Origin of the sequence: Imperialibacter sp. (genome assembly GCF_048007035.1) — a bacterium.
GTDB lineage: Bacteria > Bacteroidota > Bacteroidia > Cytophagales > Cyclobacteriaceae > Imperialibacter.
In genome coordinates, this window is the sequence record NZ_CP180355.1 from 5,977,538 (window position 1) to 6,003,840 (window position 26,303).

The following is a 26,303-nucleotide window of genomic DNA, read 5'->3' on the forward strand; positions in this document are numbered from 1 at the left end:
TTTCACAAACACCCTCCTGAATGAAAAAGATAGTTTTTGTCTTCCTGTGCTGTTTAATGGGTGCCACCTTCGGTAGAGCCCAAAGTACAAACCAATATTTCCTTTTAATAGGCACATATGCCACTGAGGCCGGCCCCAACGGTATCCATACTTATCAGTTCGATAGTGAAACTGGCACTTTGAGAAAGGTGCAGCCGGTTACCGAGCTGGGCAACGCCTCCTTTCTGGCGGTTAACAACGACCAGTCCAATCTTTACGCAGTAAGCGGTTCCAAAGTCAATGCCTACGCTTTTAACCCCGGCACAGGTCATCTATCATTCCTCAATAGTGTTCCTTCCTCCGGATCTTGTTACGTCTCAGTTGCTCCTGGTGGCAACGCTGTTTTTGCAGGCAACTACGGTGGCGGCAATACGGAGGCTGTTCGCACCAATGCCGATGGATCGTTCGACGAGGCAAGTGTGCAGCTTCTTCAGCACCAGGGGAGCAGTGTGAACAAAGAAAGGCAGGAAGCACCCCATGTGCATGCGACGGTACTGTCCCCCGATGGGCGCTACCTGATGGTACCCGACCTGGGAACGGACAAGGTGTACCAGTACGAGCTGAGTACCACATCAGTCGAAATACTGAAACCAGCTTCGCAGCCATGGTTGTCGGTGCCCAAAGGTGCGGGGCCAAGGCACCTTGCGTTCCATCCCAATGGCCGATATGCTTACCTGGTATTGGAACTACAGGGTGCCGTGATGGCGCTCGACTATCAGGAAGGCAGGTTGAAGGAAAAGCAGACCATCAGTATGGTAGACCAAGGTTTCCATGGTCGTCTGTCCGGGGCTGATATTCATGTGTCGCCCGATGGAAAGTTCTTGTATGCTTCGAACCGGGGCGACGCCAACGAAATAGCGATTTACTCGATTGATGAGAAGGGAAAACTCACAAGGATAGGCCGCCAACCGGTAATGGGTAAAACGCCAAGGAATTTCGCTATCGACCCGACGGGCAGGTTTCTGCTGGTAGCCAACCAGGATACGAATGAGGTGATCGTGTTCCGGCGAGATGAAACCACAGGTGTTTTGACTGCCACAGGCCAAAGCATTGCTGTCGACAAACCCGTTTGCCTGAAATTCGCTCCGATACAACAAGGGCCTGAAGAAAAACTGGTGGCTGAGGCTGTTGAGCGTTTCCGTCAGGCCATGACCGAGCCTGATAGCGACGTGCTGGCTTCCCTTGCCAGCGACGATCTGGAATATGTGCACTCCAGCGGCACGGTCAGAGACAAGCAGGGCTTTATTGATGAGTTCATGAAGCGGCAGACCAATTTTAGCAAGGTGGACATTCTGAACCAGACGATAAAAGTATCTGGTAACAATGCCATTGTCAGGCACAGGCTGGTGGCCGATGCCAACAACCCCGGCTATCCTTCAAAGGTGGACATCATCATTTTGATGGTGTGGAGAAAGGAGGGCGACCAATGGAAAATGCTGGCGAGACAAGCCGCCAAAATACCTGAATAGGCAGTTTAACAGCATTGAGGGGAGCCTTATTATTGAAACCCTCCAAGAGTTATCTTTGAATCGATCTCCATTTCTGGGGATTGTCTGGTAAAAAAAAACGGTAAATAGTTCATGCGAGCCGGTAATAAAAAAACAAAAGGTCCAAGCCTATCCCGGCCGGGCGAGACGCATTGAACCAGTTTTTTTTTTGTTAGTCGCCTAAGTATTCACCTCCCTGCACCAATCTGCTTGACCCTTCGCTTTCAGCTAGTCTGCCATCAGTAAGCTTTAACGATCTTCCAGATTTTTCCGTCCACTTTGGTAATAATATACATCTCTTTTTCGACACGGTCGTAGCCAATGCGCAAATGCTGACGCTTGATGCCTGTCAGTTCCTGCATGGTTGTTTCCTTTCCGTTTTTGGAAACCGAGAGTTGGTAAATCGTTGAATCGCTGAGCTGTGGATTGATATTGACAAAGAACAACTTGCCGTTTACAATGTCACCGAACACATACTTATCTTTTAGCGCAGCTAAGTTTCCCTCGTACACATAGCCACCGCTGATGGCATTGCCCGTTTCATGGTCGTATTGGGCAAACGGACCTTTGTACAATGCTTTGTCTGTGGTGCTGAGTTCGTAAACTGCCTTGAGATTTTTGATTGTATTGATGCCGTAATTGCCCTCCCGTACCGGCCAGCCATAGTCGCCACCGGCTAGTACAATATTCAACTCTTCAATATTGGCCTCCCCGATGTCGGTGACGAACATCCTATGGTCGTCGGTTTCGTCCCAAGCCATGCGGTGGGGGTTACGGAATCCGTAAGCATATATTTCCCTGACCACGCCATCGCCAGTATCCTGTGAGAAAGGGTTGCCTGCTGGTATCCCGTATTTACCGTTGTTGCTGTTGCTGCCAGCGGGGTCAATCCTCATAATGCTCCCCAGGAACGATTGAGGGTGATGACCCAGCTCCGGGTGGTGGATGTTGTTGGAGCCACCGTCGCCATAGCCAAAGTAGAGCAGGCCATAGTCGGGGTGGGTTTTTTCCAACCCAGGGATGAATCCGACGTCCTGCATGCCATGGGCAAAGGTAGGGGCATGCACCCGCAGTAATTCTCTGTAGGTTCCTGAGAAAACTGTGTCCGTTGGATTGTTGGCCTTCCACTCACCAACGATCCACTGCGCCACCGACCGAAGTGTGTCGGAAATGACGTAGTCGGCTGGCTGGCCCTTATAGGCTTCGGCATGGCTGATATAGAGCAGACCATTGCTTTGGAAGTCCGGGTGAAAATCGAAGGCGCCAAGGCCGGTGGCGATACCGGGGCCACTTTGGAAGTAGGGAAGCTCGTTTCTGAGATCTATAAATACAGTCGCCTTTCTATCTTTGATGCGATAGATGACGCCGTGCTGGTCGCTGGCAAACATAGCACCATCGCCAATGGGAGAGGAGCGCAGCGTGACCACGCCAAGGTCGGAAGATTCACCCAGGGCTGGTAGCTGAACGACCTCTTCCAGTTCTATACTGATACCTGATGGTTGAGGTTCACTTACTAGTTGCCCTGAGAGCCCTGCTTCTTTGCTTTGTTGCGCCACATCCAAAGGGGGAATATCGAACAGCTCAGTCTGCTGCTTGAGGTAGGCTACAATAGCGCTGATATCGTCTTCCGGCAACCATTCAAAAGGCGGCATTACCAGCTTATACTTTTTCTTTAGTAATGAAAATCTAATGTCCTGTGAATCAATGTATTTTGATGGGTTTTTGATGAAGTCAATAAGCTGTTGATCAGTTACCACTGAAGTCACCCCACCAAGCGGTGGGCCTATGCCGTCATCTTGTAGCCCGTGGCATGACATGCAGTGTTTGGTAAACAAGTCTTTGCCCTTAGCCAGGGTAGCCTCATCAGGCTGTGAGTTACAGCTAATAATGGCGAGGGCGAAACCTATGGGGAGTGCGAGGGTAAGCAGCAGACGTTTAGACATGGAGTGAAGATAGCAATCGTCCTCCAAATATATTGTCACGTGGTCAACCCGCCTTGTAAAATGTTACATAAGGCCTGGCAAGTCGGCTGACATCGAAGACACCTTTTTCGAGTCCATTTCATTGAATACCATCTGTAACAACCGATAATCGTATGATTATTAAGTCGTTACCATCAAAATACCGATAAATAGGGATTGCAAGGGTGTGAAAATTTACTGAAATTCATTGTCTTATCAACCACCTACTGTAATGACTGGATTAGTTGTGCTCGATGTCTTCATCAGCCTGATATTCATTTTTTTGCTGTACAGTCTTTTTGCTACCACCATTGTGGAGTCTGTCACCTCTTCTTTTGGTTCCAGGGGCAAAAACCTTCTCGCAGGTATTGACAGGATGCTTTCGGATGACAAAAGCACCAACAGATTCAACTACACATTTCTCAATCTCTTTATTGCTTTTCGTGGCAACGGCTTCACGGAAGCCTTCTACAAGCATCCGTCTATCAAATTTCTGGCACAGAAGGGCTTAGTTAGCCTGGCAACCAGCAGGCCTTCTTATATCGCACCAGAGAGGTTCAGTGCTGCCATGATCGACCTGTTGAGAAGTGGTGATTACGACGACGAAGGAGAAAATATCAGTGCCTCGCTCGGCATCATTCCCCGGTTTGACCTGAAAGAGTTGCAAGGCCGGATCGATCAGCTCGAAAGCGATATCAGCCAGCTTGACGCAAAAAAGGATCTGTTTGAATTCGAGGCGTTTTCTGAGGAGTTGGCCTACCTCAAAGGCGATCTTCAAAAGAAAGCCAATCGCAGTAGTGCTGAAATTCTCCAACCCTTTACCATCGATAAAGAAACCAACTACCAGCTGAAATCGCTTTGGTACGATGCCGCCAATGACATTGACAAATTCAGGGCATTGATAGAGAAATGGTACAACGAGCAAATGGATCGCATTGTCGGCTGGTATAAGCGTAAGGTGACTTTCCTGACCTTCCTGATCGGACTCGGCCTGGCGATATCATTTAAGGTTGACACTATTCAAATTGCCTCAGACCTGTCGAAGAACGAAGACATGAGGGCAATGTTTGTTGCGGGGGCCACTGAGTTTCTGGCCCAGCACCCCGACGGTGTCGATGCGGAGGCTTTTACTAAGCAGAAGCAGTACATGGACTCCGTAAAAAGCGAAATTGCTAAATACAATGCTGTGTTGAGCAGCCAAAAAGAAGAAACCGACACCTGGCCCGGATTTGGCTACCTCATTACAGCCTTTGCTATTTCGCTGGGTGGCCCCTTTTGGTTCGACCTGCTGAATAAACTGGTGAAAATCAGAAGCTCCCTGCAAATGCCGGTGGCAGCGAAGGAAGACCCCAGAAAGGCAGATGCGGTGGAAACTAAAGCAGTTGGGTAATGGGAAAGATCAAAGGAACCGTCACTCAGCTGGTGAATGTAAGACTGGATAAGCCGACCGTCAGGGCAAAAAGGGCACCGGCGTTGCCTGTCGGAACCGTGGTAGAGATTTCGCATGCCATCAGAGGTGAGATGTACAAGGAAGTTGACATGTGGTATGTGCTAGCCAACCAAACCTTTGTGTGGAGCGGCGCCATCAATGCCAGTTCCGAAATACCATTTATAGAGAAGAAACTAATTGTCACTGCCGATGATATTGGTGTGGTGGACGATATTGATATGGGCGCTAAAGTAGCTCTCAGGTATGGTAGAATCAATTCCATTGCCGTGTTTGTTAACCGGCCCAACGACGCCAATGGCGACTACCTGAGGGGCTGGTACGATTTCCTGCGTACGTATGAGAGGGTGGGTGACAGCCGCAAGCTGTACGACACTACGCACGTAGGCTTGCACTTTACCATTACTTCGGGGGAGCCGGTCTCGGCTGGCAATGTCAGCAACTTGCTCAATGGCAAATACTTTCGCAAATACACTGACTTCGACACTGACTACGAGCGGGAAGCTTTTGTTGATCAGATCAAGGCTGAACTCGATGCGCAGTATGAGAAATTCAAGGCGGTGTTCAAGCGCAAACCTGATCATTTGACGTCGCATCACGATATACTGACGTTCAACAAGCCGCTTTTTCGGCATATGCAGGAGTGGTCACAGAAAAACGAAGTTCCTCTCAGAACGCACAAATTCCTGCCCTCCTCGAAGAGGTTTTGGTACGACACACTGGTCATTACCGATATTGATCTGCCGTCGATCGACAAAATGAATGAATGGGAGGTAGAATTTGGCTCGAAAGTGGAAGGCCCGCAGCACACCATTGTGGATCACTATGGGCCGCTACCGCCTTTTGCAGTGATTAACTACCTGAGCCAGGTAAAAAAGAAACAAGAGAAGCTAACGGAATGGTTGTATGATTTTCTGGTCAGCAAAGACACAAAAAGGGAGATCGTTATCCACCTCATTAAAACCACTCTAAGACGACAGAGAGACCTGGTGAAGCGCTTTAAAGACCTGGAGGGTTTCTACCCTGGCATCAATATCAAGCAATTCGATGGTAGGGTAGCGGAGTACCTGTCGCTGGAAAAGGGCAGTCCATGGAAGTCGGACCCCTGTCTGGAGCTAAGTCCTGTGGTTGTGAGATCTGTTTCGACAGCATAGACAAGCTGCTGATAGCTGGAAGTACTGATAATTTGGTATTGCAGGCAGGCCAGAAGCAGGAATATTAATCATTTAACCTAACAAGCCATGGCAGAACGATTTATAGGTACTGTAAAAACAATTTGGAGCGCTAATCACAGGGACATGAAGCTGCTGGAGCCTTTCGGGTATGTTGACCCGGCTGGAAAGGAGTGGAGCGTGCCTGCGGGCAGCTTTTTGAATGGAGCGACCATCCCGGTTGCTTTTTGGAGCATCATTGGGTCGCCTTATGTAGGGGCCTTTCGTCGGGCATCGGTTGTGCACGACTATTTTGTAGGCGAGGGTGCGAACCCCGATGTTAGTTCCACCGATAGAAAGAAGGCCGACAAAATGTTTTTTCAAGCCTGCAAGTTTGACGGTTGCACCAATCGGGAGGCGTCTGTTTTATACATGGGGGTAAGGGTTGGTACATGGTATGCAGGTCAGTTTCCTTCGAAGAAGAAGTCTATTTTTAAGCCCAAAGTCACGAGCATGATGAAGAGCTCCACCGATATTTTACTAAAGAATAAGTTTGATCGCTTGTTTTTTAACCTCGAAGACAAGTTGGATACGATTGGCATCGATGAACTGGAAAGCAAAGTGGATGCGCTCATGTAGACAGCCTTTTCGGTTGAGCAGAAAAGCCGGTGAGCGGCAGATATAGTTTTTTAATAGTTATATTTATAATAGCTATCCTTATTTTTTATGAGTTTCAAGATACAAGAACAACGCTTCATGCGCTGGGTAATGGTTCTACTCATTGGTATTCTTAGCCAGCAAAGTGTGTGGGGACAGGACCGAAAAATCGACCGGGACAAGCTTGGTAAGATCTTCAAAGCCAATTCCACACAGCTAAGAGAGGCCACGTTTCAGCAGCAAGAAGCGGTGCCTGAGATCAACATTGTTGAAGACGGTGAAATCACCCTGCGGCAAAACCAACTAAAGGCGGTTCGCTTTGGCGACAAAGTGGAAGTAGCCGGTGCCGAAGCCAGGGAGGTGCTCCAGCAGCAGGAAACAAGGCCAGTTTTCACAACCGGCGACACAACCGTATCACCAGAACAGCTGATCCCCGAAGTGTTTGTGCTGCCGGGCCAAACCGAAAGTCAGGACATCAGATACTACATCTTTTTCACCTCGGCGCTGCCGCTACAGTACGACTTTTCTCAGAACGCCTTTTTGGGCAGCATCAATTTCATTCTGTTGCCTGAGTCGGGCGGCGGCCATTTACCTACAATTGACCCTGTCTTCATCGAACCCGCTTCTCTGGAGATAGGAGGCATTAGCCCGGGCTGGATAGAGATTGATCACCTCAACCTACCCTCATCAAGTATCAAGCTTACAGCTACCGTCAACTTGAAGGATTCGGCAGAGCTGAGGCTCCGTACCCGGCTGAATCCGGAAGGATATATCGCCAAAGTGGGGGTGAAGTCGCCCCTTACTATCAAAGCCCGCAAGAAGTTCGCACAGGGCTATGGCATACAGGAGGTGCCCGTTGAGGTGATATTGAAAGGAATTGGAAGCGGTAGCGCTGAGATCAGGTTCTCGTTTGAAGAGGGAGCAGGCACACTGTCGGAAGAGAGCTTTGTGTTGAGCAACAACGAAACAAAAACCGTCTACATCCGCTCCCAGGGCGATGGGCCTGTGAAGCTGGCCGCCTTCTCCACCGGCTTTAGCTCCAATCTGGAGGGCTTTCAGTACGACTTTCCTTACACCTTTCTCCTTTTCACACTCATAGGTGGGCTCATTGGAGCCAGCGTTAAATACCTCAAGAGCGACAGCAAGTTTTCCTGGAAATCGTTCAGTGGCGGCGTGCTGGTAGGCTTGCTGGCCGTTGGGCTTTGGTATGTGCTGGGCATCAATATCCTAAGCATCTCTCTCGACGACGTGTACAACGAAGGCTCAGTGCTTCTTATTAGTGCTGTTGGTGCCTGGGGCGTGGGGTTGAAGTGGGGGTGACTTCGTTTACCGACGCTAACCCCTTGTTCACCGACTTCTCTCCGGTCGTGGCCGTTTTGCAATAGCCAGGGTCATTTTTCTGCCGTTACTTTCAGAAAAACTTAATCAAATGGATACACGAAACACTTCTCCGGAAAACGCCCAAAGGGCTTCTCCAAAATCTAATCGCCCGCTTGCGGGAGTAATTCTGATAGTCATTGGCTCGGTGCTATTGGCCAGGCAAATGCACCTCGATGTGCCCCGCTGGATCTTCTCCTGGGAAATGATCCTGATCGGCGTAGGATTGTTCATTGGTGCACGCAGGTCGTTTCAGCCTGGTGGATGGATAGTGCCTATTGTCATTGGAACCATCTTTCTTGTTCAGGATGAACTACTGGGTTATGAGTATCGCCATGTTTTCTGGCCTGTTATCATCATAGGCGCTGGTCTCTATATGATCCTGAGACCAAAACATAACCGGTGGGAGAGAGGACTTACCATGGAAAACTCTTCCGATGACTTTATCGACTCATCTGTGCTTTTCGGAGGTGTGAAAAAAAAGATAATCACTAAGAACTTCCAGGGAGGAAGAGTTGACAACATTTTTGGTGGCACCGATCTGGATTTGATGCAAGCCGATTTCCAGGGCACCATCGTGATGGATTTCAGTGTGGCTTTCGGTGGCGTTAAGCTGATAGTGCCGCCTCATTGGAACATCAGGAACGAGGCCACTGCCATTTTGGGAGGCATCGACGACAAGCGACCAATAGTGCAGGCCGATGACAACAGCAAAGTCCTGATACTGAAGGGCACAGTGATGTTCGGCGGACTGGATATTAAGAGCTACTAGTGATGGAATGGTACTTGTCAAAAATCGTCTTTGAGATTTGCGCAGGAGATCGGCCGCAGTTTGATGAAACGCTGCGGCTGATACAAGCCAATAGTGATGAAGAGGCTTTTCAGAAAGCACGAATGCTTGGCCGTAGTGAAGAAGATACTTTTGCCAATGTGCATAATCAAACAGTGAAGTGGAAGTTCATCGACGTTTGCGACGTGATTCCGGTCGACGAATTAAAAGATGGAGTTGAATTATTTTCGCAAATTCACGAGCCGGAAGAAAGCAAAGCCTATGTTCATTATGTGCATCAAAAGGCAGCCTTGCTCCAGCTGATGCATAACCCTGTGTTGTAACATGACCAAATCACTCGTTTCCTACACCACCATCGCCCTGAGCTACCTGGCCTGGTGGATGCTTTGGATGGCCGTTCAAACCTACGCTATGCTGCTTGCTGGCTTTGACTGGGAAACGGCACTGACGGATGCTTCCATCACTCAATTGATCTATGCTGTGGCAGGTTACACCATGAACACCTCCATGCAGGCTTATCAACCGGGCAGAAGGACGGCAATATTTGTGCTTATGCGAGCAATTGTGTTAAGCGTTATTTGCCTTTTCGCTCAACAATTCATCCTTGAACAGGTCAATGCCAAAACCCCTGGCTATGAAGCGTTTCTTGGGAATACGCTGGCGGTTCGGGGTATGGTTGGCTTGCTCACGATGATGCTGGTGGCCATACTTACCTGGTTTTGGGTGTACGTCACTGAAAGGACGGAAACTGAACAACGGAAAGAGGATGCCATGAAGCTCTCCCGTGAGGCAGAGCTCAGCCAGCTTCGCCAGCAATTGCAGCCCCACTTTCTATTTAATAGCCTCAATTCTATCAGCGCACTGGTAGGTACACGCCCCGAGGAAGCCCGCAGCATGATTCAGCAGCTATCTGATTTTCTGAGGGGCACCGTCAAAAAAGAAGACGGTAAGCTAGTGACACTGGAAGAAGAACTGAAGCATTTACAGCTTTACCTGGATATCGAAAAAGTTAGGTTTGGTCATAGGCTACGAGTAGAAATTTTAAAAAATGATGATTGCATGGCCCACAAACTCCCTTCGCTGCTGTTGCAGCCCATAGTGGAGAACGCCATTAAATTCGGGCTGTATGACACGGTAGGAGAAATCACCGTTTCCGTGAAGGCCGCCATGCAGGGTACCATGCTGCAAATTGAAATAAAGAACCCTTTCGATCCTGAAACGTCAGTCACTGCCAGAGGAACTGGCTTTGGATTGTCGTCGGTAAAACGCAGACTGTACCTGCTTTATCATAGAAACGATTTGCTTCTCACCTCACAGCAGGGAGGAGAATTTACCACCACTATCAAAATTCCGCCATCGATATGATCAAAGTGATATTAATAGATGACGAGCAACTGGCCCGCAGCATGGTAAAGGAATACCTCAGCGCTTATGCCGACATTGCCATTGTTGACGAATGCAACGACGGGTTTGAAGGCGTAAAAGCGATTGCGCAACACAAGCCTGACCTTATTTTTCTCGACATTCAGATGCCAAAAATCAATGGCTTTGAAATGCTCGAACTGGTAGAGAACCCTCCAGCGGTCATTTTCACCACTGCCTTCGACGAGTATGCCATTCAGGCTTTCGAGCAACATGCGCTGGATTACCTGCTAAAGCCCTTCAGCAAAGAGAGGTTCGACAAGGCGATTCAAAAATGGAGAAGCCAGCAGGGAGGTGCACAGCAGGGCACCACAGAACTGCTCGAAAATACCTCGTTGCCCGAAGAGCGGCTGCGCATTGTGGTTAAGAAAGGCAGCAACATTGTGATTGTCCCCATTCAGACCGTGCATTATCTGGAAGCGTACGACGACTATGTGAAAATCCACACGAAAGAGGGGTTTTACCTGAAAAAGAAGACCATGGGTCACTTTGAAAAAGTGCTTGACCCCAAGCAGTTTGTGCGCATCCATCGCTCTTACCTGATGAACCTGCAGGAACTTACCCGTATTGAGCCCGCCGAAAAAGACAGCCATCTGGCGCTTTTAAGAAGTGGTACCCGCATTCCGCTGAGCCAGAGTGGCTATGCCAAGTTGAAGGAGGTGCTGGGGATTTGAGGTGTGGAGGGCGATAGGGTAAATCAAAAACCAGATCTACCTGCGACTGCAAAAGAAATAAATGTGATTGTGTATATTCGGTAGGCCAATTTGATTGAATTGCTGTTAGTCAAAACGATCAAAGCCTGATAAAGACTCAACCAGTACACAAACCAAAACATTTACCATGCCCAAACACAGCGTAAAACTCAATTTGCCTTCCACTGAGATTGGAAGTTCCGACGTAATCATTGATGTGACCCAGGACGGTGGCAAATTAGGCACCTTAAAAATATCAAAAGGAGGTCTTGACTGGACGCCGAGGTATGCAAAAATCATCTCCCTGAACTGGACTCAATTTGACAAACTCCTGCAGGACAACACAAAGAAATAAGGAAAGACAGCCAATGCTGAATAGCCATGCCAGTGTTGCAATTCTTTGTGCCAAAGCCTAACTTCATTCGGGGCTGCGCCTGTGCACCCCCGATCATTAAACACTACCTACCATGCTTTTTAAATCATTTCTCCCGCTGGCCATTGGCTGCTGCTTGCTTACCTATACTGTAGCAGCACAGTCAGCTAGCGAAAATGGCAATGGCAACTTTGTCGTTGGCCCCGACTATACAATTGACCCGGCACTCACCGACCTCGGCAACCCCAATGGAAAGTACTTCGAGTTTTCCATGCCTTTAGCCGACAGCAATATTTTTCCTGGCACCGATGCTACGCTCGACCCTAAAAAGCCAGTGAGGGAAACTCGGCAGATCTTTGTCTACGTTCCCGCTGCTTACAAAGATGGAACGAAAGCACCCATTCTGGTTACGTTGGATGGCCCCAGCCGATTGGACCTTGTGCGCAACGCCCTTGACAACCTCACCATTTCGACAGATGCGGCTCGCAAATTGCCCGCCTTCATCACCATCGCCGTGCAGAATGGGGGAGATGATGCCAAAGGCAGCGAGAGGGGCCTTGAATACGATACTATGTCGGATCGCTTTGCCCGTTTTATCAACGATGAGGTGCTGCCTGCTGTGCTCAGCAACCAGGCCATCAAAGCGGCTTATCCCAACATCGCCTTTACTGCTGACCCCTGGGGGAAAGCCGTGATGGGTTGCAGCTCGGGCGGTGCTGCTGCGCTGACCATGGGCTGGTTCAGACCAGACCTTTTCAGGCGACTGATAACCTATTCCGGCACTTTCGTCGATCAGCAGGACGATGATGCAGCCGAAGAGGCCACCTATCCACTAGGGGCCTGGGAATACCATTCTGGCATGAAGCTCATCGAAACGACGGACAAGAAACCGCTCCACGTTTTTACCCATGTATCGGAATTCGACCTGCGCTATGACGACGCCGAGGAAACCTACCACAACTGGGTAATGGCCAATAACCGCACTGCCGACGCCCTCAAAGCCAAAGGCTACGACTACCGCTATGTTTTCAGCAAAGCCACCAAGCACTGCGACACCAAGGTATATGAAATGACCCTGGCTAATACGCTGGTTTGGATGTGGAAGGGGTACGAGGGAGGTAGTAGGTAAATAGTAAGTGGTAGGCAGTAATCGGTGTGGGTGCGGCGTCGGACTGCTAGATGGTTTGGGAGAAAGTGTGGAGAAAACGCTCTTCAGGCAAAGAATTTTTTAAGCTTGGAAAAACGACAGTGATATGAGAGTGACTAAAACAGTGCTTATCATTTTTTTTATGCTGGGTGCATGTATTGTCTCATGCCTGACCAGGGATGGCAGTTGTGAATCCGGCCCTCCTCACTTCAGGATAAAGGGGATAGAATCTACTAACATGAGGCTTACCACTTCGGAGCCAAATCCCTGGAGAAAAATTATCGGAAACGAGCAAGTCCTCTGGGATAGCTTTTTTATAAGCTTCAATTTTCAAGCGGATTATATTGCTGCCATTGTGTCGGACTACGGCCAATCTTTAATGGCCCTTGAGTGTGCTGAGCAGGGGTATGCCGGGGACAAGATTGGGGTTGATACTATTTTTGTTCGTACGATGTATGACTACAACGACACTTATGCTGCAGGAGACACCATCAATCAAATCGTTCTGATAAAAGACTGGATCTTTTTCTACGACGATTTTGAGAAATTTGTACCCCTGTCGAACTACATCGTAGACAACCATAATGGTGTTATCGACCAGCAATTTCAGTTTAAATTGTCGGATGCTCCTGGCAAAGGTGATTCCTTTTCAATTCAACTATCTTTTATCCTCAACAATGGGGAGGCCTTTCAACACACTACAAACCCACTCGTTTTGACGAAGTAAATGTTAACTTTTCTTTCCAACCGTCTATCGCCAGTATATTCATGGCTGAAAGGAAGCAGGCCAACTATCCAGGCTCACAAGCAAAAGAGTAGGTTTGCCAGAGCAAACCGCAAAGGTTGTAGATGTGCCGTACCTACGGCACTCGCAGTAAGCCCGATTTTAGTGAGCCGGTGTTACCGGCATATCGTCCCTACGGGACTGGGCACACAAGGCTTTTCTCGTTCCGCTAGTCAGCTAATCAACTCTTGTCTGTGGTAGCGCAAAGATGGTGAGATAGTCACGCAAAGGCGCAGGTTGGCTGAAGCAAACCGCAAAGTTCTCGATATGGCATACTTAGGGCCTTAGTGCCTTTGTGGCCAAAAGAAAGAGTTTATTCGAAAGGTCACCAAAGTACTCATACAAGGGCGCAAGTTTGCCGGAGCAAACCGCAAAGTCGTTATATTCTATGCTTCGAGCCTTGGTGCCTTTGTGGCAAAAAGAAAGAGTTTATTCGAAAGGTCAGAAAAGTACTCACGCAAAGGCGCAAGTTTGCCGGAGCAAACCGCAGAGCCGTTATATGCTATGCTTTGAGCCTTAGTGCCTTTGTGGCAAAAAGAAAGAGTTTATTCGAAAGGTCAGAAAAGTACTCACGCAAAGGCGCAAGTTTGCCGGAGCAAACCGCAAAGTTTTAATACGCTCTGCTTCGAGCCTTAGTGCCTTTGTGGCTAAAAGTAAAAGAAAATCGTACAGAACAATACTTCGGAGCGTTCTCAATACCTGCATAGTTTTTGCTATTTATCCAGTGGCATTAAAACTTCAAATCATACAATCATGAACAATTCCAAAGTTGACAACTACACAAAATTTGTGCTGACAGTAATCGCCCTCTGTTTAACAGTGTTGACGTTTGAGCAGGTTGAGCTTTTTCCAAAGGCATATGCAGGTGAATCGACCAGTCCAGCAATGATATCAGGTACAAATTATGGTCTCGTCCCTCTCAATGAAGACGGAAGCATCACGGTGAAAATAAGTGCAAGTGATGAATTGGATGTAAACATTGTGGGAATAGATACCAGCGACGAGCTGGATGTAAATATTGACGAGCTAGGAGGTAGCTATGTGTCGAGCGGCGGGCCAATACCGGTAAAAATCAAATAAGCAACTTACTCCAGTAAGCTCAACTCCTGGCTATAACGTACCAATCATGTCCACTTCTTCCTGCTCCACCTCTTTGAGGGTAGCCTTGTGCTTGATGATGTTTCTCCCGAGGTGGAAAATACCCAGAGACGACAAAGCACAGCAGGCCATTACGCCAGCCATGGGAAGAGGAGTGGGGTCGTTGAAAACACTCACCAGCACCGAAGCACCTGCCCCAATGGCCATTTGAATGGCACCCATCAGCGCCGATGCATTGCCTGCATTGGTGTGGAAAGGCGCCATGGAGAGGGCTGAGGAATTGGGGAATATAAAGCCCTGGCAGCATAAAAAGATAAACACAAGGGCGGTAACACTGTAGAAGTCCGCCAGGCCAAGGAAACTCAGGGCTACCAATCCCATTCCGGCGGCGGCCTGAAAAGACAGTCCCACTCCAATGATCTGTTCGCTGGAGTATTTCTTGAGCATGAGGTTATTGACTTGAGTAGAGCCAATCAACCCCATGGCAATAACTGCGAACACCCAGCTGAACTGACCTTCCGTGAGCTGGAACACTTCCATGTACACATGGGGGGCACCACTGATGTAGGCATACAGGCCAGCTGCAGCCACTGCACCCGTAAAGGCGAATGTAGTGAACTGGGCATATCGGAATACGCTGGCAAAGTTTCGCAGGATAGGCCTGGGCATCAGTGAAAAGGAAGGGTTAGGCTTTTTACTTTCCGGTAACAACCAATAGACTCCCACCAGAACGCCAATGGCCACCACAACAAGGGCGACAAAGACATAACGCCAGCCAAACACTGAAGTAATGAGGCCACCGGCTGTTGGGGCAATAATAGGGGAGACCGCCACCACCAGCATCAGCGACGAAAAGACCTTGGCGTTTTCTTTTGCTTCGAACAAGTCACGTACCATAGCACGGGCAGCCACCATACCAACACAGCCGCCCAATGCCTGCAAAAACCTGCCAGCAATCAATACCTCTACCGAACCTGCCATCGCACAACCAACGGAAGCCACCAGATACAGGCTCAGTCCGAAGTAGAGAGGGTTTTTGCGTCCAAACCTCTCCAGCAAAGGGCCGTAGAGCAATTGCCCGGCCGAAATACCCACAAAGAAGCTGGACAGCGATAGCATGACCTGATCCACGCTGGTGTTCAGGCCTTTGGCAATACCCGAAAAAGCTGGCAGGTACATGTCCACTGAAAAGGGGCCGATGGCGGTAAGCAGCCCCAGGATGAAGATCAGAGAGATTTTACTTTTAGGACGGTGGTTGGTCATGGGGCAGTTGGGTCGAACCTTGCGGCTTCACAAAGCTCTTTTGCCCAAAGGTAGGCATGGAAATTCTTTCCTGGTAAGGGTTTATCCAACAACGGTTTATATGTCTGAACAATCTACAGTGGGCAGGGCTTATTGAACAACTTCATCAGGATTGTTTGGGTGCCACGGGCTATTCTTTTTTTTGCGCAAACATCCAGTCCATCAAACCAGGAGTTTCCCTTACCTGCTTCCAGATGTCGTGGCCACGGTCGGGGTACTCGGTGTAGTGAGGGGAACCACCAGCATTCTTCACCGCCTGAATGATGTGCTGAGAGCCTGATACAGGCACATTGACATCAGTTCGACCATGGAAGGCCCACACCGGTACATCCACAATTTGTTGAGCAAACTGTGGATCGCCCTCACCGGAAACAGGTACAGCCGCTGCGAACAAATCAGGACGGGTGCTGATAAAGTGCCAGGTGCCATAGCCGCCAAGCGAACTCCCCATAACGTAGCGCCTCTTTTCATCGATGTCAAATTCCTTTTCCAGCGCTGCCATGGCTTCAAATACCAGCGTGTCGATAGACTTATAGGCAGGTATGCCTCCCCAGCTATGCATGGGAGGGCATTGGGGGACAAAAAGAAATGCCTGGTACTTTTCCCTTCTGGTGTAGTCAGAAAGCATTTGTGCTGCCAATGATCCATCAAACTGCCTGGTGTTGTCCGTTCCCCATCCAGCGCCACCATGCAAGCAAACGACCATCGGAAATTTCTTCCCCGGCTCGTAATCGAGAGGTTTCAGAAACCTGTACTGCAACGTTACACCTTTGCTGCTGGTGTAGGAGCGAAACTCGTAAGGATCCGCCATTTTTTTGGCGGCCGGGGTGGCGTGAGTGTTATAGTAGCCTTGCTTGACTATCATGAACCCAAAAAGCAGGAGAAAAAACACCCCCATAAAACTGAGGAAAGCATATATGTCTGCGATCGATTTCCTGCTCTCTGTGCTTACCTGTTCTTCTATTAGCAGGCTGCGCTCCTCCATAAATTGCCTGATGAACAATACCCAAACGAGCCCTCCGGCAATGGTTGCCCACTCCGCCAGCTTTTGGACAAAGATACTAGTGGAAGAATTGTTGCCCGAAAGCAACATCCAGGTGAGGGAAATGAGTAAGATCACGTTCACTATACCAATCACGAGGCCGACGGTCTTGAGCAAGGGCTTCTTTCGGGCATCAGAGGTCAAAAGACCTGCGGCGTGAAGAAGGCCTGCAAAAAGCAATAAATAAAGTACCGGGTTGTAAAAATCCTGCAATTGTCGTGCTCGTAATATGGCTGTAAAGACAATCACTTGTAGTAACACCATGATGCTGGATGCCACAGTGCCGAAGAAAGCCAGCCGGTACTGATTTTGGTGATAGTATTTCAAGAGGAACAGGGACGGAAGCATGTAAATAACACATGTAACAAGCAACCAGCTACCAAACGACGGCAGCCAGAACATTTGGTAGCCCACACACATTTGAACAACTGTTTGGAGTGTGTTAGCGACAATGTACAGGCCGATAAGAAAGCTTCCAAAAAAATAGAAATCTCGGTTGATGGGAAAAGCTTTCATGGTGATAAGTGTTTAATGGCCAGTGAATTCAATGAAATATACGAAAGATAGCGGTAATGCTTATGGGAAATTGGGGTCCCCGTGATCGATCGGGCGATCTTTTCAAGGTTATGTTGCCACGCTAATTTCTTTTCCCTTTCGAAACCGACTTTTCAAATCAGCGAAGACATTTCGTAGCGTAATGGATAAACCCACGCCAAGAACCATCGTACTCTAGAAGATTCCTCCGCAGGGCTACGGAATGGCTGTCACACGGGGGCGGCTGTTAGGTCAGACGGTTGAAGGATAACATACTCCGGCGACTCAGTTTCCAATTTCGAAGCGGTATCATCACTTAGCGAAGCTATTTCGTAGTAACACGGAGAAATCTTCTCCTTAGTCCCAAGTAGAACTAACCCTCCCTACGAAGAACAAACCACAATGCCGTAGAAGATTTCGTTCCGGCGTCGGCTCAGGTACCTTACGGAATGACAGTAACACAAAGGGCGGTAGGCAGGCAATCTTTTGTAGACAAGAAATACTTTTGGGATCCCCCCGTTACTTTTTCAATTCATCGCAGTTATAGCGCCATGAAGCCACATGCTTTGTGTTCATTTCTATTAAGATTGCTTTTAGGATTTAAATATTTTAATTACATTTAGTATTAAAATAAAAATCATGGGCAAGTATTCAATAGGGGAGTTCGAGGAAATTGTGTTGTTGACCGTGGCGGTGCTTTACGGCAACGCCTACGGCATTACCATCAAAGAAGAAATAGAAACGAGGCTCAAGCGGTCAGTAAGTGTGGGTGCCATGCGTATTGCGCTTAAACGGCTTGAGAAGAAAGGCTTTCTGACCTCCGAGTTTGGCGAAGCCACAGCCGTAAGGGGCGGGAAGAGAAAGCGCTTTTTCAAAGTAACTCCCTTTGGGAAGAAGGCGCTTGAAGAGGTCATGGCGGCTCGTCAGCAACTTTGGGAGGCCATTCCTTCAGTCGCCTTCGACTTTAAGTTTATATGAGCAACAAACCTACAGAAAAGCCCACGCCATCGCCGCCCAAGTGGCTACTGGCGTTTCTTCGCTGGTTCTGCGATCCAGACCTTCTGGAAGACGTGGAAGGCGATCTGACCGAATTGTTCGAGCAACGGGAGGAAACCAGTCCAACCCGGGCACGGTGGCTATTTGCGTTGGATGTAGTAAAGCTCCTTCGCCCTGGTATCGTCAAAAACTTTGCATTTGTCACAACTCAAAATAACAACGCTATGCTATTTAATCACATTAAAATGGCGATTCGCCATGCGCTGAGGTACAAGGGGTACACTGCTCTCAATCTTTTCGGGCTCATTGTGGGACTTACGTCGAGTATCCTTATTCTACTGTGGGTCAACGACGAGGTAGAAAAGGACCAGTTTCATGTAAACACCGACCGCATCTATCAGGTATGGCGCAATATGTACCAGGCCAACGGAGAGGTAATCACCACCGGAAGCATTCCCGGCCCTTTAGGAGGGGCGCTGGCCAACAATTATCCTGAAGTGGATGAAGTAACCTACTACAGCTGGGAACTGGAGCTGTTGTTTCGTCTCGAGGAAAACGTGTCTTATGAAAAGGGGAGGTATGTGTCGCCTGAATTCTTCAGCATTTTTAGTTTTCCTTTTGCTGCCGGTGATCCGGCGAGCGCTTTGAATGACCCGCATTCGGTTGTGATCTCCGAAAAACTCGCTAAAAAGTATTTTGGAGAAAGCTGGAAAACAGATGCATTAAGTAAGGTGATTAAAATAGATGAAAGTCAGGAGTTTACAGTGAGTGGTGTTTTTGGAGACATCGGTAGTCAGTCTTCAATGACTTTTGATTTTGTGCTCCCTGCCCACGAGTATATCGCCCGCAACGAATGGATCAAAAGCTGGTTCAATGGCGGCTTTAGTATCTACTTTACTGTGAAGCCCGGCGCCGATCTGGCCGCCGTGCAGCAAAGGATAGAGCAAGAGATCAACAACAATACTGACAATGCAGCTGATGAGCGGCTCATGGTGCTTAAAGCCACCGACACCTACCTGCATTCCAATTTTAAAAACGGTGTACCCTCCGGCGGACGAATTCAATATGTTAGAATACTTACGATCATCGCTATTTTTCTGCTGGTGATTTCCTGTATCAATTTCATGAATTTATCTACCGCCAGGGCAAGCCGCAGAACGAAAGAAATTGGCGTCAGAAAGGTGCTTGGTGCCCAAAGGCGCACGCTGGGCCAGCAGTTTATGGTGGAGTCATTCATGATCACCGTTGTAGCGGCATTGCTTTCCATTGGGCTTGTGCTGCTTATCATTCCTTACTTCAATGGCCTTACCGACAAGCAACTTTACCTTGATTTTACTGACTCGAGGTTTTGGATGGGCATAAGCGCTTTGATTGCTGTTACCGGCTTGCTTTCCGGGAGTTATCCGGCCTTGTTATTGCCATCCTTCAAAGTGACTAACTCGCTGAAAGGAGCAGTTCGGCAGTCTGCCTCAAGCATCTACTTCAGAAACGGCCTTGTCGTTTTCCAGTTTGCCTTGTCCATTATTCTGATCATTGGAAGCCTGGTGGTCGCCCGGCAGATGAACTTTGTGCTCAACAAAAACCTGGGCCTCGACAAAGAAAACATGGCATACCTGTACATGCCGCAGGATCTGGCCAACCGAAGGGACGTATACAGAACCGAGTTGCTCAATATACCCGAGGTAAAGGAAGTCTCTTTTGCCAGCGGCAATCCACTGCAGTACGGCCGCTCGACTGGCAGCTCGCAGTGGGACGGCAAAGATCCCAATGCAGAAATTGAAGTCAATGTATTGATGGTGGATTTGGGTTTTTTCTCTTCCATGGGAATGGAGATAGTTGACGGTCGTGGTTTCTCGAAGGACTTCGCCTCAGACACTGCCAATTACATTATCAATGAAGTAATGGCCAACATCATGGGTTTCGACGAGCCTCTGGGTCAAAACTTGTCTGTTTGGGGCACCAAAGGCAAAGTGATCGGCATCGTGAAGAACTTCCACATGCAGAGCCTGTATGAGCCGATTGCACCTCTTGTCGTCGCCTACAATCCTCTATACACCTCGGTAGCACTCATCAGACTTCAAAACGACATACCCGGGGCCATCGCAGCTATTGAGAAGGTAACAACGGCCCTTAGCCCTGCTTTTCCCTTTCAGTATGAGTTCATGGACACCAGCTATGCTGCTTCCTACCGCACGGAAATGTCGCTCAGCGCTCTGGTAAACATTTTCGCCATAGTATCGACCTTCATTTCCTGCCTGGGGCTGTTTGGCTTGTCATCCTTTTCAGCCGACCTGCGCTCCAAGGAAATTGGTCTCAGAAAAGTGCATGGTGCCAGTGTAGCAGGGTTAGTCATGCTGCTTTCCAGAGACTACGCCAGGCTGATGATCGTCGCCTTTGTGCTGGCGGCACCGGTGGCCTGGTATTATATGCAGGAATGGCTCAACGGTTTTGCCTTTAGAACTGACCTAACGTTGACCGCTTTTCTGCTGGCTGGGTTCACAGCATTTTTGGTGGGGGCGCTTACCGTGAGCGTGAAGTCCTATCAGGCAGCGAGTGTGAATCCGACGAGAACGCTGAAGGATGAGTGAATAGGAGAACTTAATAACCAATGAAATAGGAAAAGGGGCATCATGCCCTTTTTTTGGATCCAACATCAAATGCGTATGCTCCGATTCAAGTGATTTATTTTATTTCTATTTGCAGGTATAATAAGTTTCTATAAATTACCTGCAAATAGAAAGTAATAGAATAGTGACGACAAGAAACAACCTGGGGGAATTCGAGGAGATCGTAATGCTCACGATAGGGGTGCTGGGCGAAGAGGCCTATGGGCTGGGCATTAAAATGGAAATAGAGAAACGGCTGGAACGCTCGGTCAGCATGGGTGCCTTGCATACCGGACTTTACAGACTGGAGGAAAAAGGGTATCTGGAGTCGAGGTTGGGAGAAGCCACCAAAGTAAGGGGAGGCAAACCGAAACGGTTCTTCCGGGTGACTGCCAGCGGGCAACGTGTGCTTAAGGACGCCATGGATGACAGGCAGAAGCTATGGAAAGACATACCGGCAGGCGTATTTCAATTGTTTCCCAAAACGAATAGCTAATTGAAAACTGCACCCAAAATATTGCTTTGGCTTCTTGACAGATTTTGCCCGCCTAGTCGACAAGACTTGAAAGGTGACTTTTTGGAGTTGTATGAATACAGAGCCAAAGAGTGGGGAAGGGGTAGGGCGAGCGTTAGCTTCTTCTGGGACACTCTCACTGTTTTGCCTTTGTGGTTTCTTGTGAAAAAGAAACAGCCATCCAGATCATCTATTCCCATGTTCAGTCATTACGTAAAAATAGCGTTTCGCAACCTGAGCCGTTGTAAGGCTTACTCAATCATCAACATCCTCGGCTTGGCAGTGGGCTTGGGTGTTTGTTTACTGATCTATCAGTACATCAGTTTTGAGTTGAGTTATGATCAGTTTCACAGCAGGTCGAACCGGATATATCGACTTGTTGAAACCGACTTGAAGAATGGTGTAAGGCAGGGACGAGACATCAGCACAGTTCATGAACTTGGGAAATTTGGAAAAGAAAATATTCCAGAGATTGAAGAAGTAGTTCGTATCAACCTTTGGCGCTACGAACTGGGGATTTTCAACCCTGAAAATGACATTCCTTATCAGGAAGACAATGTCTGGTTTGTCGATGATAGTTTTTTGAACGTATTTGACTTTCCACTGCTGTCTGGTAGCAGAGAGTCCGCACTTAGTGAAAAGCGCAACATCGTGTTGACAGAGCAAATGGCTTCCAAAATTTTTGGTGAAAAGGATCCAATTGGTAAAACGCTTCACATCAGCGGTGGATGGCCAGGTGGTGACTATATAGTTACTGGTGTGCTCCAAAAGTTGCCAGTGAACAGCCACATGCAGTTCGACTTTCTATTGCCTATGAAGCTGCTATTGAGTGAAGAGCCATCTTACAAGAACAACGACGGAATGGGGTGGAGAAATTTTTCAACCTATGTACTATTACCGGAAACAGCGAGCCCTAACGTGGTAAGTGACAAATTCGATTTAATTGCCGACCAATACTTTGGAAAGGAGCTAGCAGCAAGCAATGAGAAATGGACATTTGATCTACAACCGCTCAAGGAGATCCATCTTTACTCTGACAACTTACAAGACCCGTCGGGTAACAATGAAGATATAGCTAACATTAAGCTGTTTAGTGTCATTGCAGTCTTTGTCATGTTGATGGCCTGGGCAAACTATATTAATCTATCTACATCACGCTCGTTGCATCGAGCCAAAGAGGTGGGGGTCAGGAAGGCCATTGGCGCTCGCAAGAGGCAGCTGATCGGCCAGTTTCTGGTAGAGTCATTTCTGATCAATGGGTTAGCAGTCATACTTGCTTTTGGTATTGCACTTTTGAGTTTGCCTGTTCTCAATCAAATGGTGGGGAAAACGCTCGCTTTTACTATTATGCAGTCTTCAGGATTTTGGCTACAGTTTGTAATAGTTGTTGTTGTTGGCTCTCTATTGTCGGGCCTTTACCCAGCATTTGTGCTATCCTCGTTTAAGCCCGTAAGTATGCTTAAATCCTCATTTAGAGGGTTCAGTCAGGGTTTGGTGGTTCGCAAGGGAATTATTTTGTTTCAGTTCTTTCTGTCAATTCTTTTGATCTCTGGCACATGGCTGGTTTACAGGCAGGTGAAGTATATGAGAGATCAGGATCTGGGCATTGATATGGAGAAAATATTGGTGGTTTACGGGCCTCGGTTCCAAACTTTTGAATTTGACGCAATGTTGTCAAATTTTAGTGCCTTCCAACAGAAGGTAGTACAACACCATAGCGTAGAAAGCATTTCGGGAACAGGGTCGGTGCCAGGAAAGGGAAATATGTGGACAGGTGACGTTTGGCGACTTGGTGAACTACTTGATGACGGAAAGCTGGTGTCTATTGATCAAGTAGATGGCTACTTCACCAAAACCTTTGATTTGAATTTTCTTTCAGGTGAGCCCTTCCGTGAAGATCTGATGAAAGCGTCATATGCAGGAGTTGCTATTGTCAATGAAGAAGCCGTGAAACAGTTGGGGCTCGGCAGTCCGCAGAATGCTCTACACCAGAAGGTTGTCGTGTCAGCCGGTGACACACTTGAAGTCGTCGGCGTGGTGAAGAACTTTCACTGGCACTCACTTAAAGAAGCTCAGATTCCCAGTATTTACATGTTAAATAATGCCTATGGCGCCTATTATTCTATTAGGGTGAGTTTGTCTGATATGCCTCAAACCATTGACTACATCAAGACTGCATATGATGAGGTATATCCTGGGAACGAATTCAATTACTTCTTCCTCGATGATGCCTTCAACCGCCAGTACCAGGCTGATCTGCAGTTTGGCAACTTGTTCACGGCATTTTCAGTGTTGGCCATTTTCATTAGCTGTCTGGGCCTTTTTGCCCTGGTGTCCTTTTCTGCCAGCCTGAAAACCAAAGAAATTGGTATTAGAAAAGTGCTGGGCGCTTCAGTTGGACAGTTGATGACCCTTTTGTCTAAAGAATATCTGGTTTTGCTGCTTGTCGCTAGCGCACTTGCCATTCCGCTGGTGATTTGGGGCGGACAACAGTGGCTGGAAAACTATGCCTTTCGGGTCGAAATGGGTGTGGAGTTCATTGTGGTACCTGCTTTTTTGCTGCTTGTTGTGTCTGTCTTAACAGTTAGTCACAGCACGTGGAAGGCTGCTCGGGGCAACCCTGTGGAGTCTTTGAAAACTGAATAGTGTTCCAGTCGGTTTGCTGCCAAATCGAACCTAAACACTGCAAAAAAAGTGCTCAGTTGCCGGTTATTGAATAACATTGTGTTCAGCTATATTTTACTTAACTTGACTGAAATGGCACGGATTTTAACAAGTTTTCTATTTTTTCTGGCCGCTGTTTTCGCAAGCTGCCAAAGGACTTACCAAATCCAGGACATTGAAGGACTCTGGCAACTGGAAACCTACGAGCAAGACGCTTTGGCAAAATCGTTTAGTCCCGTCTTTTTAGAAATCAATGACAACAGAAGCTTTGCCGTTTCAAGGGTAAAAGGAGACCTGAGTGGTGTGTACAAGCTACAGTCAGACAAGCTGGCTATGTACAGTACGGACGTGGAATGGTTCAACTCTACCTGGTCGGTATTTCGGTACAAAGATCTCCTTAAGCTGAAAGGGAAAGACGACAGAGCCCGAAATGTGACATTGTCTTTTACCCGAATCAGCGAGGTGCCTGGCTTCGAAGAATTCGAGCGCACCATTGTAGGGGAGTGGGAGCTTTACAAAATAAGGAACCGGAACAAGGTGGAAAGACTACAGCAGACAGTCTTCAGCATCGACGAGAGCGGGAACTATTCAATTGTTGCTGCGGGTGACATCCAGGAAAGTGGCGTGGCAGTCATCAACACAAGGCACCGGAAAATCATTTTTGAAAATGACCAGACTGAGTGGAAAGCGTGGTTGTACGGCAGAGAGCTACGGCTTACTAATGAAAAGACGGGAGTTGAGTATAGCTTGAGAAGGGGGGAGCTGAGTTTGAATTAGCTGCCATTATTTTTTCAGTAATTTTTAAGAGCATTTATGGCCGGCCTTTTGTTATAATTAGATAAAATTTTGAAATTTAGAAAATTCCAAAAAGCACAGTAGTAATTTGGACAATATTTCAATTGAAGTAACTAAAAGGAGCGTCACAGCGATGAGAAAAAAAAATATTTTATTTACTGCTTTAATCTTATTTCTTTCTACAGCAATTTTCTTCAATGTCTTTGCCCAAAATAGCTATTTTCCAGGTATAATTATCAAATCAGAGGGTGACACCTTAAGTTGCTTTATTAGGTATAACAACTCCGAAGTTAATCCGACGAAAGTATCATTCAAGACGATTCAGAATGGCGATGTATACACCCTATCTTTCAATCAGATTCGTGAGTATCATGTGCTAGATGAAATTTATGTTAGTGCTATTGTTGATACAGAAATCAGCCCTTCGAAAATTAACTATCTAACCTTTGACCAGTCGCTACAAATTGAAGTTGATACAGTTCTTTTGCAAGTCATTGTCCGGGGCGATAAAAGTCTTTACTACTATCGAAATAGCAATGGAAATGAGAATCTATTTATTGGGGATAATGATCAGTTTATACTTTTGAAATATAAAAAGTACCTATCACAAGGTGTAACAACCAATGAAATCAAAGAAGATAAAACCTTTAAAATTCAACTGATGAGTTATCTTTTTGATTGCCCCAACATTGGAGAATACACGTCAAATATCGGCTATTCCAAAAGTAGTATTGAAAAGCTCTTTCTTCGCTACTATGATTGTACCAGCAGCAATATTATTTTCAGAAAAGAGACTGAGAAATTTACTTCGCAATTCGGAGCTCTCGCAGGGCTTTCGATAGCTACATTAAATTTTGAAGGGAAACATGAGGTGTTTTACATGCTCATAGACGGAATTTATGACCCTTCTTATAATTTTTCTGTTGGGGTTTTCTTTGAAGCGATAGCTCCAAGGAACAATGGTAAACTCTCGTTTAACAACGAGCTTATTTATTCTTCCTATAAGGTAAATGGGTTCTTCAACGACTACAAAAACGAAGCCTACTACACAAAACGCTACTCGACAATCGGGTATTCTTATGTAAAAATGAACAATATGATTCGCTTCAAGTATCCCGTTGGAAACGTAGAGCCTTTTGTTAACCTGGGTTTCTCAAATGGAATAGCAATAAACGAAACAAATGAAAGCAGAAACGAAGGTCAATTCTACGGAGAAACTGTATTTGAGACCACAAAGGCTATTGGCGAAACCAGAAAATATGAGCAAGGCATTCTTTTTGGGGGAGGTGTTAAAGTCAGTAGATTGAGTATTGAAATGCGGTTAGAAAAAGGAAATGGGATGGTAAACTATAACGCACTTAAAGCGACCAGTACCAGATTATATTCTTTTGTGGGGTATAGGTTTTAAATTCATTCGTTGATGGG

The 26,303-nt window shown here is 47.4% G+C and carries 22 protein-coding genes; 19 read left to right on the top strand and 3 right to left on the bottom strand.

What is annotated here, in order from left to right:
- Nucleotides 1-20: 20 nt before the first annotated feature.
- The gene (locus ACMVP2_RS25455) at nucleotides 21-1,508 is read left to right on the top strand and encodes a beta-propeller fold lactonase family protein (RefSeq protein ID WP_416865660.1); all 1,488 of its coding nucleotides are present in this window, start codon (nucleotides 21-23) and stop codon (nucleotides 1,506-1,508) included.
- 257 nt (nucleotides 1,509-1,765) lie between these two features.
- Here the strand turns inward: ACMVP2_RS25455 and ACMVP2_RS25460 are convergent, their stop codons facing one another.
- Entirely contained in the window at nucleotides 1,766-3,469 is a 1,704-nt protein-coding gene (locus ACMVP2_RS25460; protein ID WP_416865661.1) for a PQQ-dependent sugar dehydrogenase, read from the bottom strand.
- 250 nt (nucleotides 3,470-3,719) lie between these two features.
- Here ACMVP2_RS25460 and ACMVP2_RS25465 point away from each other — a divergent pair, with 250 nt between their 5' ends.
- The 12 genes from ACMVP2_RS25465 (at nucleotide 3,720) to ACMVP2_RS25520 (ending at nucleotide 14,407) form a co-directional block, all read left to right on the top strand.
- Complete coding sequence (locus tag ACMVP2_RS25465; RefSeq protein WP_416865662.1) at nucleotides 3,720-4,877, top strand: hypothetical protein; 1,158 nt, start codon at nucleotides 3,720-3,722, stop codon at nucleotides 4,875-4,877.
- Nucleotides 4,877-6,088 (top strand): ChbG/HpnK family deacetylase, encoded by a 1,212-nt coding sequence (locus tag ACMVP2_RS25470; RefSeq protein WP_416865663.1) that lies wholly within the window; start codon nucleotides 4,877-4,879, stop codon nucleotides 6,086-6,088. Before ACMVP2_RS25465 ends, ACMVP2_RS25470 begins: the two co-directional genes overlap by 1 nt.
- An 87-nt stretch (nucleotides 6,089-6,175) precedes the next feature.
- Nucleotides 6,176-6,724 (top strand): DUF1353 domain-containing protein, encoded by a 549-nt coding sequence (locus ACMVP2_RS25475; RefSeq protein WP_416865664.1) that lies wholly within the window; start codon nucleotides 6,176-6,178, stop codon nucleotides 6,722-6,724.
- A gap of 87 nt (nucleotides 6,725-6,811) precedes the next feature.
- Nucleotides 6,812-8,062 carry a hypothetical protein gene (locus ACMVP2_RS25480; RefSeq protein ID WP_416865665.1) on the top strand — a complete coding sequence of 417 codons (1,251 nt, stop codon included), beginning with the start codon at nucleotides 6,812-6,814 and terminating at the stop codon, nucleotides 8,060-8,062.
- Between the two features lie 109 nt (nucleotides 8,063-8,171).
- The gene (locus ACMVP2_RS25485; protein WP_416865666.1) at nucleotides 8,172-8,891 is read left to right on the top strand and encodes a LiaF transmembrane domain-containing protein; all 720 of its coding nucleotides are present in this window, start codon (nucleotides 8,172-8,174) and stop codon (nucleotides 8,889-8,891) included.
- Nucleotides 8,892-8,893: 2 nt separating this feature from the next.
- The gene (locus tag ACMVP2_RS25490; RefSeq protein WP_416865667.1) at nucleotides 8,894-9,232 is read left to right on the top strand and encodes a DUF4288 domain-containing protein; all 339 of its coding nucleotides are present in this window, start codon (nucleotides 8,894-8,896) and stop codon (nucleotides 9,230-9,232) included.
- Between the two features lies 1 nt (nucleotide 9,233).
- Nucleotides 9,234-10,274, top strand: a complete 1,041-nt coding sequence (locus ACMVP2_RS25495; RefSeq protein WP_416865668.1) for a sensor histidine kinase — start codon at nucleotides 9,234-9,236, stop codon at nucleotides 10,272-10,274.
- Entirely contained in the window at nucleotides 10,271-11,005 is a 735-nt protein-coding gene (locus ACMVP2_RS25500; RefSeq protein WP_416865669.1) for a LytR/AlgR family response regulator transcription factor, read from the top strand. Before ACMVP2_RS25495 ends, ACMVP2_RS25500 begins: the two co-directional genes overlap by 4 nt.
- A 166-nt stretch (nucleotides 11,006-11,171) precedes the next feature.
- Nucleotides 11,172-11,378: a hypothetical protein gene (locus ACMVP2_RS25505; protein WP_151996645.1), complete on the top strand. Its 207-nt coding sequence runs from the start codon at nucleotides 11,172-11,174 to the stop codon at nucleotides 11,376-11,378.
- A gap of 112 nt (nucleotides 11,379-11,490) precedes the next feature.
- The gene (locus ACMVP2_RS25510; RefSeq protein WP_416865670.1) at nucleotides 11,491-12,525 is read left to right on the top strand and encodes an alpha/beta hydrolase; all 1,035 of its coding nucleotides are present in this window, start codon (nucleotides 11,491-11,493) and stop codon (nucleotides 12,523-12,525) included.
- Nucleotides 12,526-12,649: 124 nt separating this feature from the next.
- Nucleotides 12,650-13,270, top strand: coding sequence for a hypothetical protein (locus ACMVP2_RS25515; protein WP_416865671.1), 621 nt, complete (start codon nucleotides 12,650-12,652; stop codon nucleotides 13,268-13,270).
- Between the two features lie 810 nt (nucleotides 13,271-14,080).
- Nucleotides 14,081-14,407 carry a hypothetical protein gene (locus ACMVP2_RS25520; RefSeq protein WP_416865672.1) on the top strand — a complete coding sequence of 109 codons (327 nt, stop codon included), beginning with the start codon at nucleotides 14,081-14,083 and terminating at the stop codon, nucleotides 14,405-14,407.
- Between the two features lie 30 nt (nucleotides 14,408-14,437).
- On the opposite strand, the gene ACMVP2_RS25525 is transcribed toward ACMVP2_RS25520, so the two are convergent.
- Together ACMVP2_RS25525 and ACMVP2_RS25530 are read right to left on the bottom strand one after the other, a co-directional pair.
- Nucleotides 14,438-15,688, bottom strand: a complete 1,251-nt coding sequence (locus tag ACMVP2_RS25525; protein ID WP_416865673.1) for a multidrug effflux MFS transporter — start codon at nucleotides 15,686-15,688, stop codon at nucleotides 14,438-14,440.
- Nucleotides 15,689-15,857: 169 nt separating this feature from the next.
- Entirely contained in the window at nucleotides 15,858-17,285 is a 1,428-nt protein-coding gene (locus tag ACMVP2_RS25530) for a prolyl oligopeptidase family serine peptidase (RefSeq protein ID WP_416865674.1), read from the bottom strand.
- Between the two features lie 657 nt (nucleotides 17,286-17,942).
- Between ACMVP2_RS25530 and ACMVP2_RS25535 the strand changes: the two genes are divergently transcribed.
- The 6 genes from ACMVP2_RS25535 (at nucleotide 17,943) to ACMVP2_RS25560 (ending at nucleotide 26,286) form a co-directional block, all read left to right on the top strand.
- Nucleotides 17,943-18,281 carry a PadR family transcriptional regulator gene (locus ACMVP2_RS25535; protein ID WP_416865675.1) on the top strand — a complete coding sequence of 113 codons (339 nt, stop codon included), beginning with the start codon at nucleotides 17,943-17,945 and terminating at the stop codon, nucleotides 18,279-18,281.
- Nucleotides 18,278-20,887 carry an ABC transporter permease gene (locus ACMVP2_RS25540; protein ID WP_416865676.1) on the top strand — a complete coding sequence of 870 codons (2,610 nt, stop codon included), beginning with the start codon at nucleotides 18,278-18,280 and terminating at the stop codon, nucleotides 20,885-20,887. Before ACMVP2_RS25535 ends, ACMVP2_RS25540 begins: the two co-directional genes overlap by 4 nt.
- 163 nt (nucleotides 20,888-21,050) lie before the next feature.
- Nucleotides 21,051-21,401 carry a PadR family transcriptional regulator gene (locus ACMVP2_RS25545; protein ID WP_416865677.1) on the top strand — a complete coding sequence of 117 codons (351 nt, stop codon included), beginning with the start codon at nucleotides 21,051-21,053 and terminating at the stop codon, nucleotides 21,399-21,401.
- Nucleotides 21,402-24,065 (top strand): ABC transporter permease, encoded by a 2,664-nt coding sequence (locus ACMVP2_RS25550; RefSeq protein WP_416865678.1) that lies wholly within the window; start codon nucleotides 21,402-21,404, stop codon nucleotides 24,063-24,065.
- A 111-nt stretch (nucleotides 24,066-24,176) separates the two neighbouring features.
- Nucleotides 24,177-24,860 (top strand): hypothetical protein, encoded by a 684-nt coding sequence (locus tag ACMVP2_RS25555; RefSeq protein ID WP_416865679.1) that lies wholly within the window; start codon nucleotides 24,177-24,179, stop codon nucleotides 24,858-24,860.
- 106 nt (nucleotides 24,861-24,966) lie between these two features.
- Nucleotides 24,967-26,286, top strand: a complete 1,320-nt coding sequence (locus ACMVP2_RS25560) for a hypothetical protein (RefSeq protein ID WP_339793265.1) — start codon at nucleotides 24,967-24,969, stop codon at nucleotides 26,284-26,286.
- Nucleotides 26,287-26,303 lie beyond the last annotated feature (17 nt).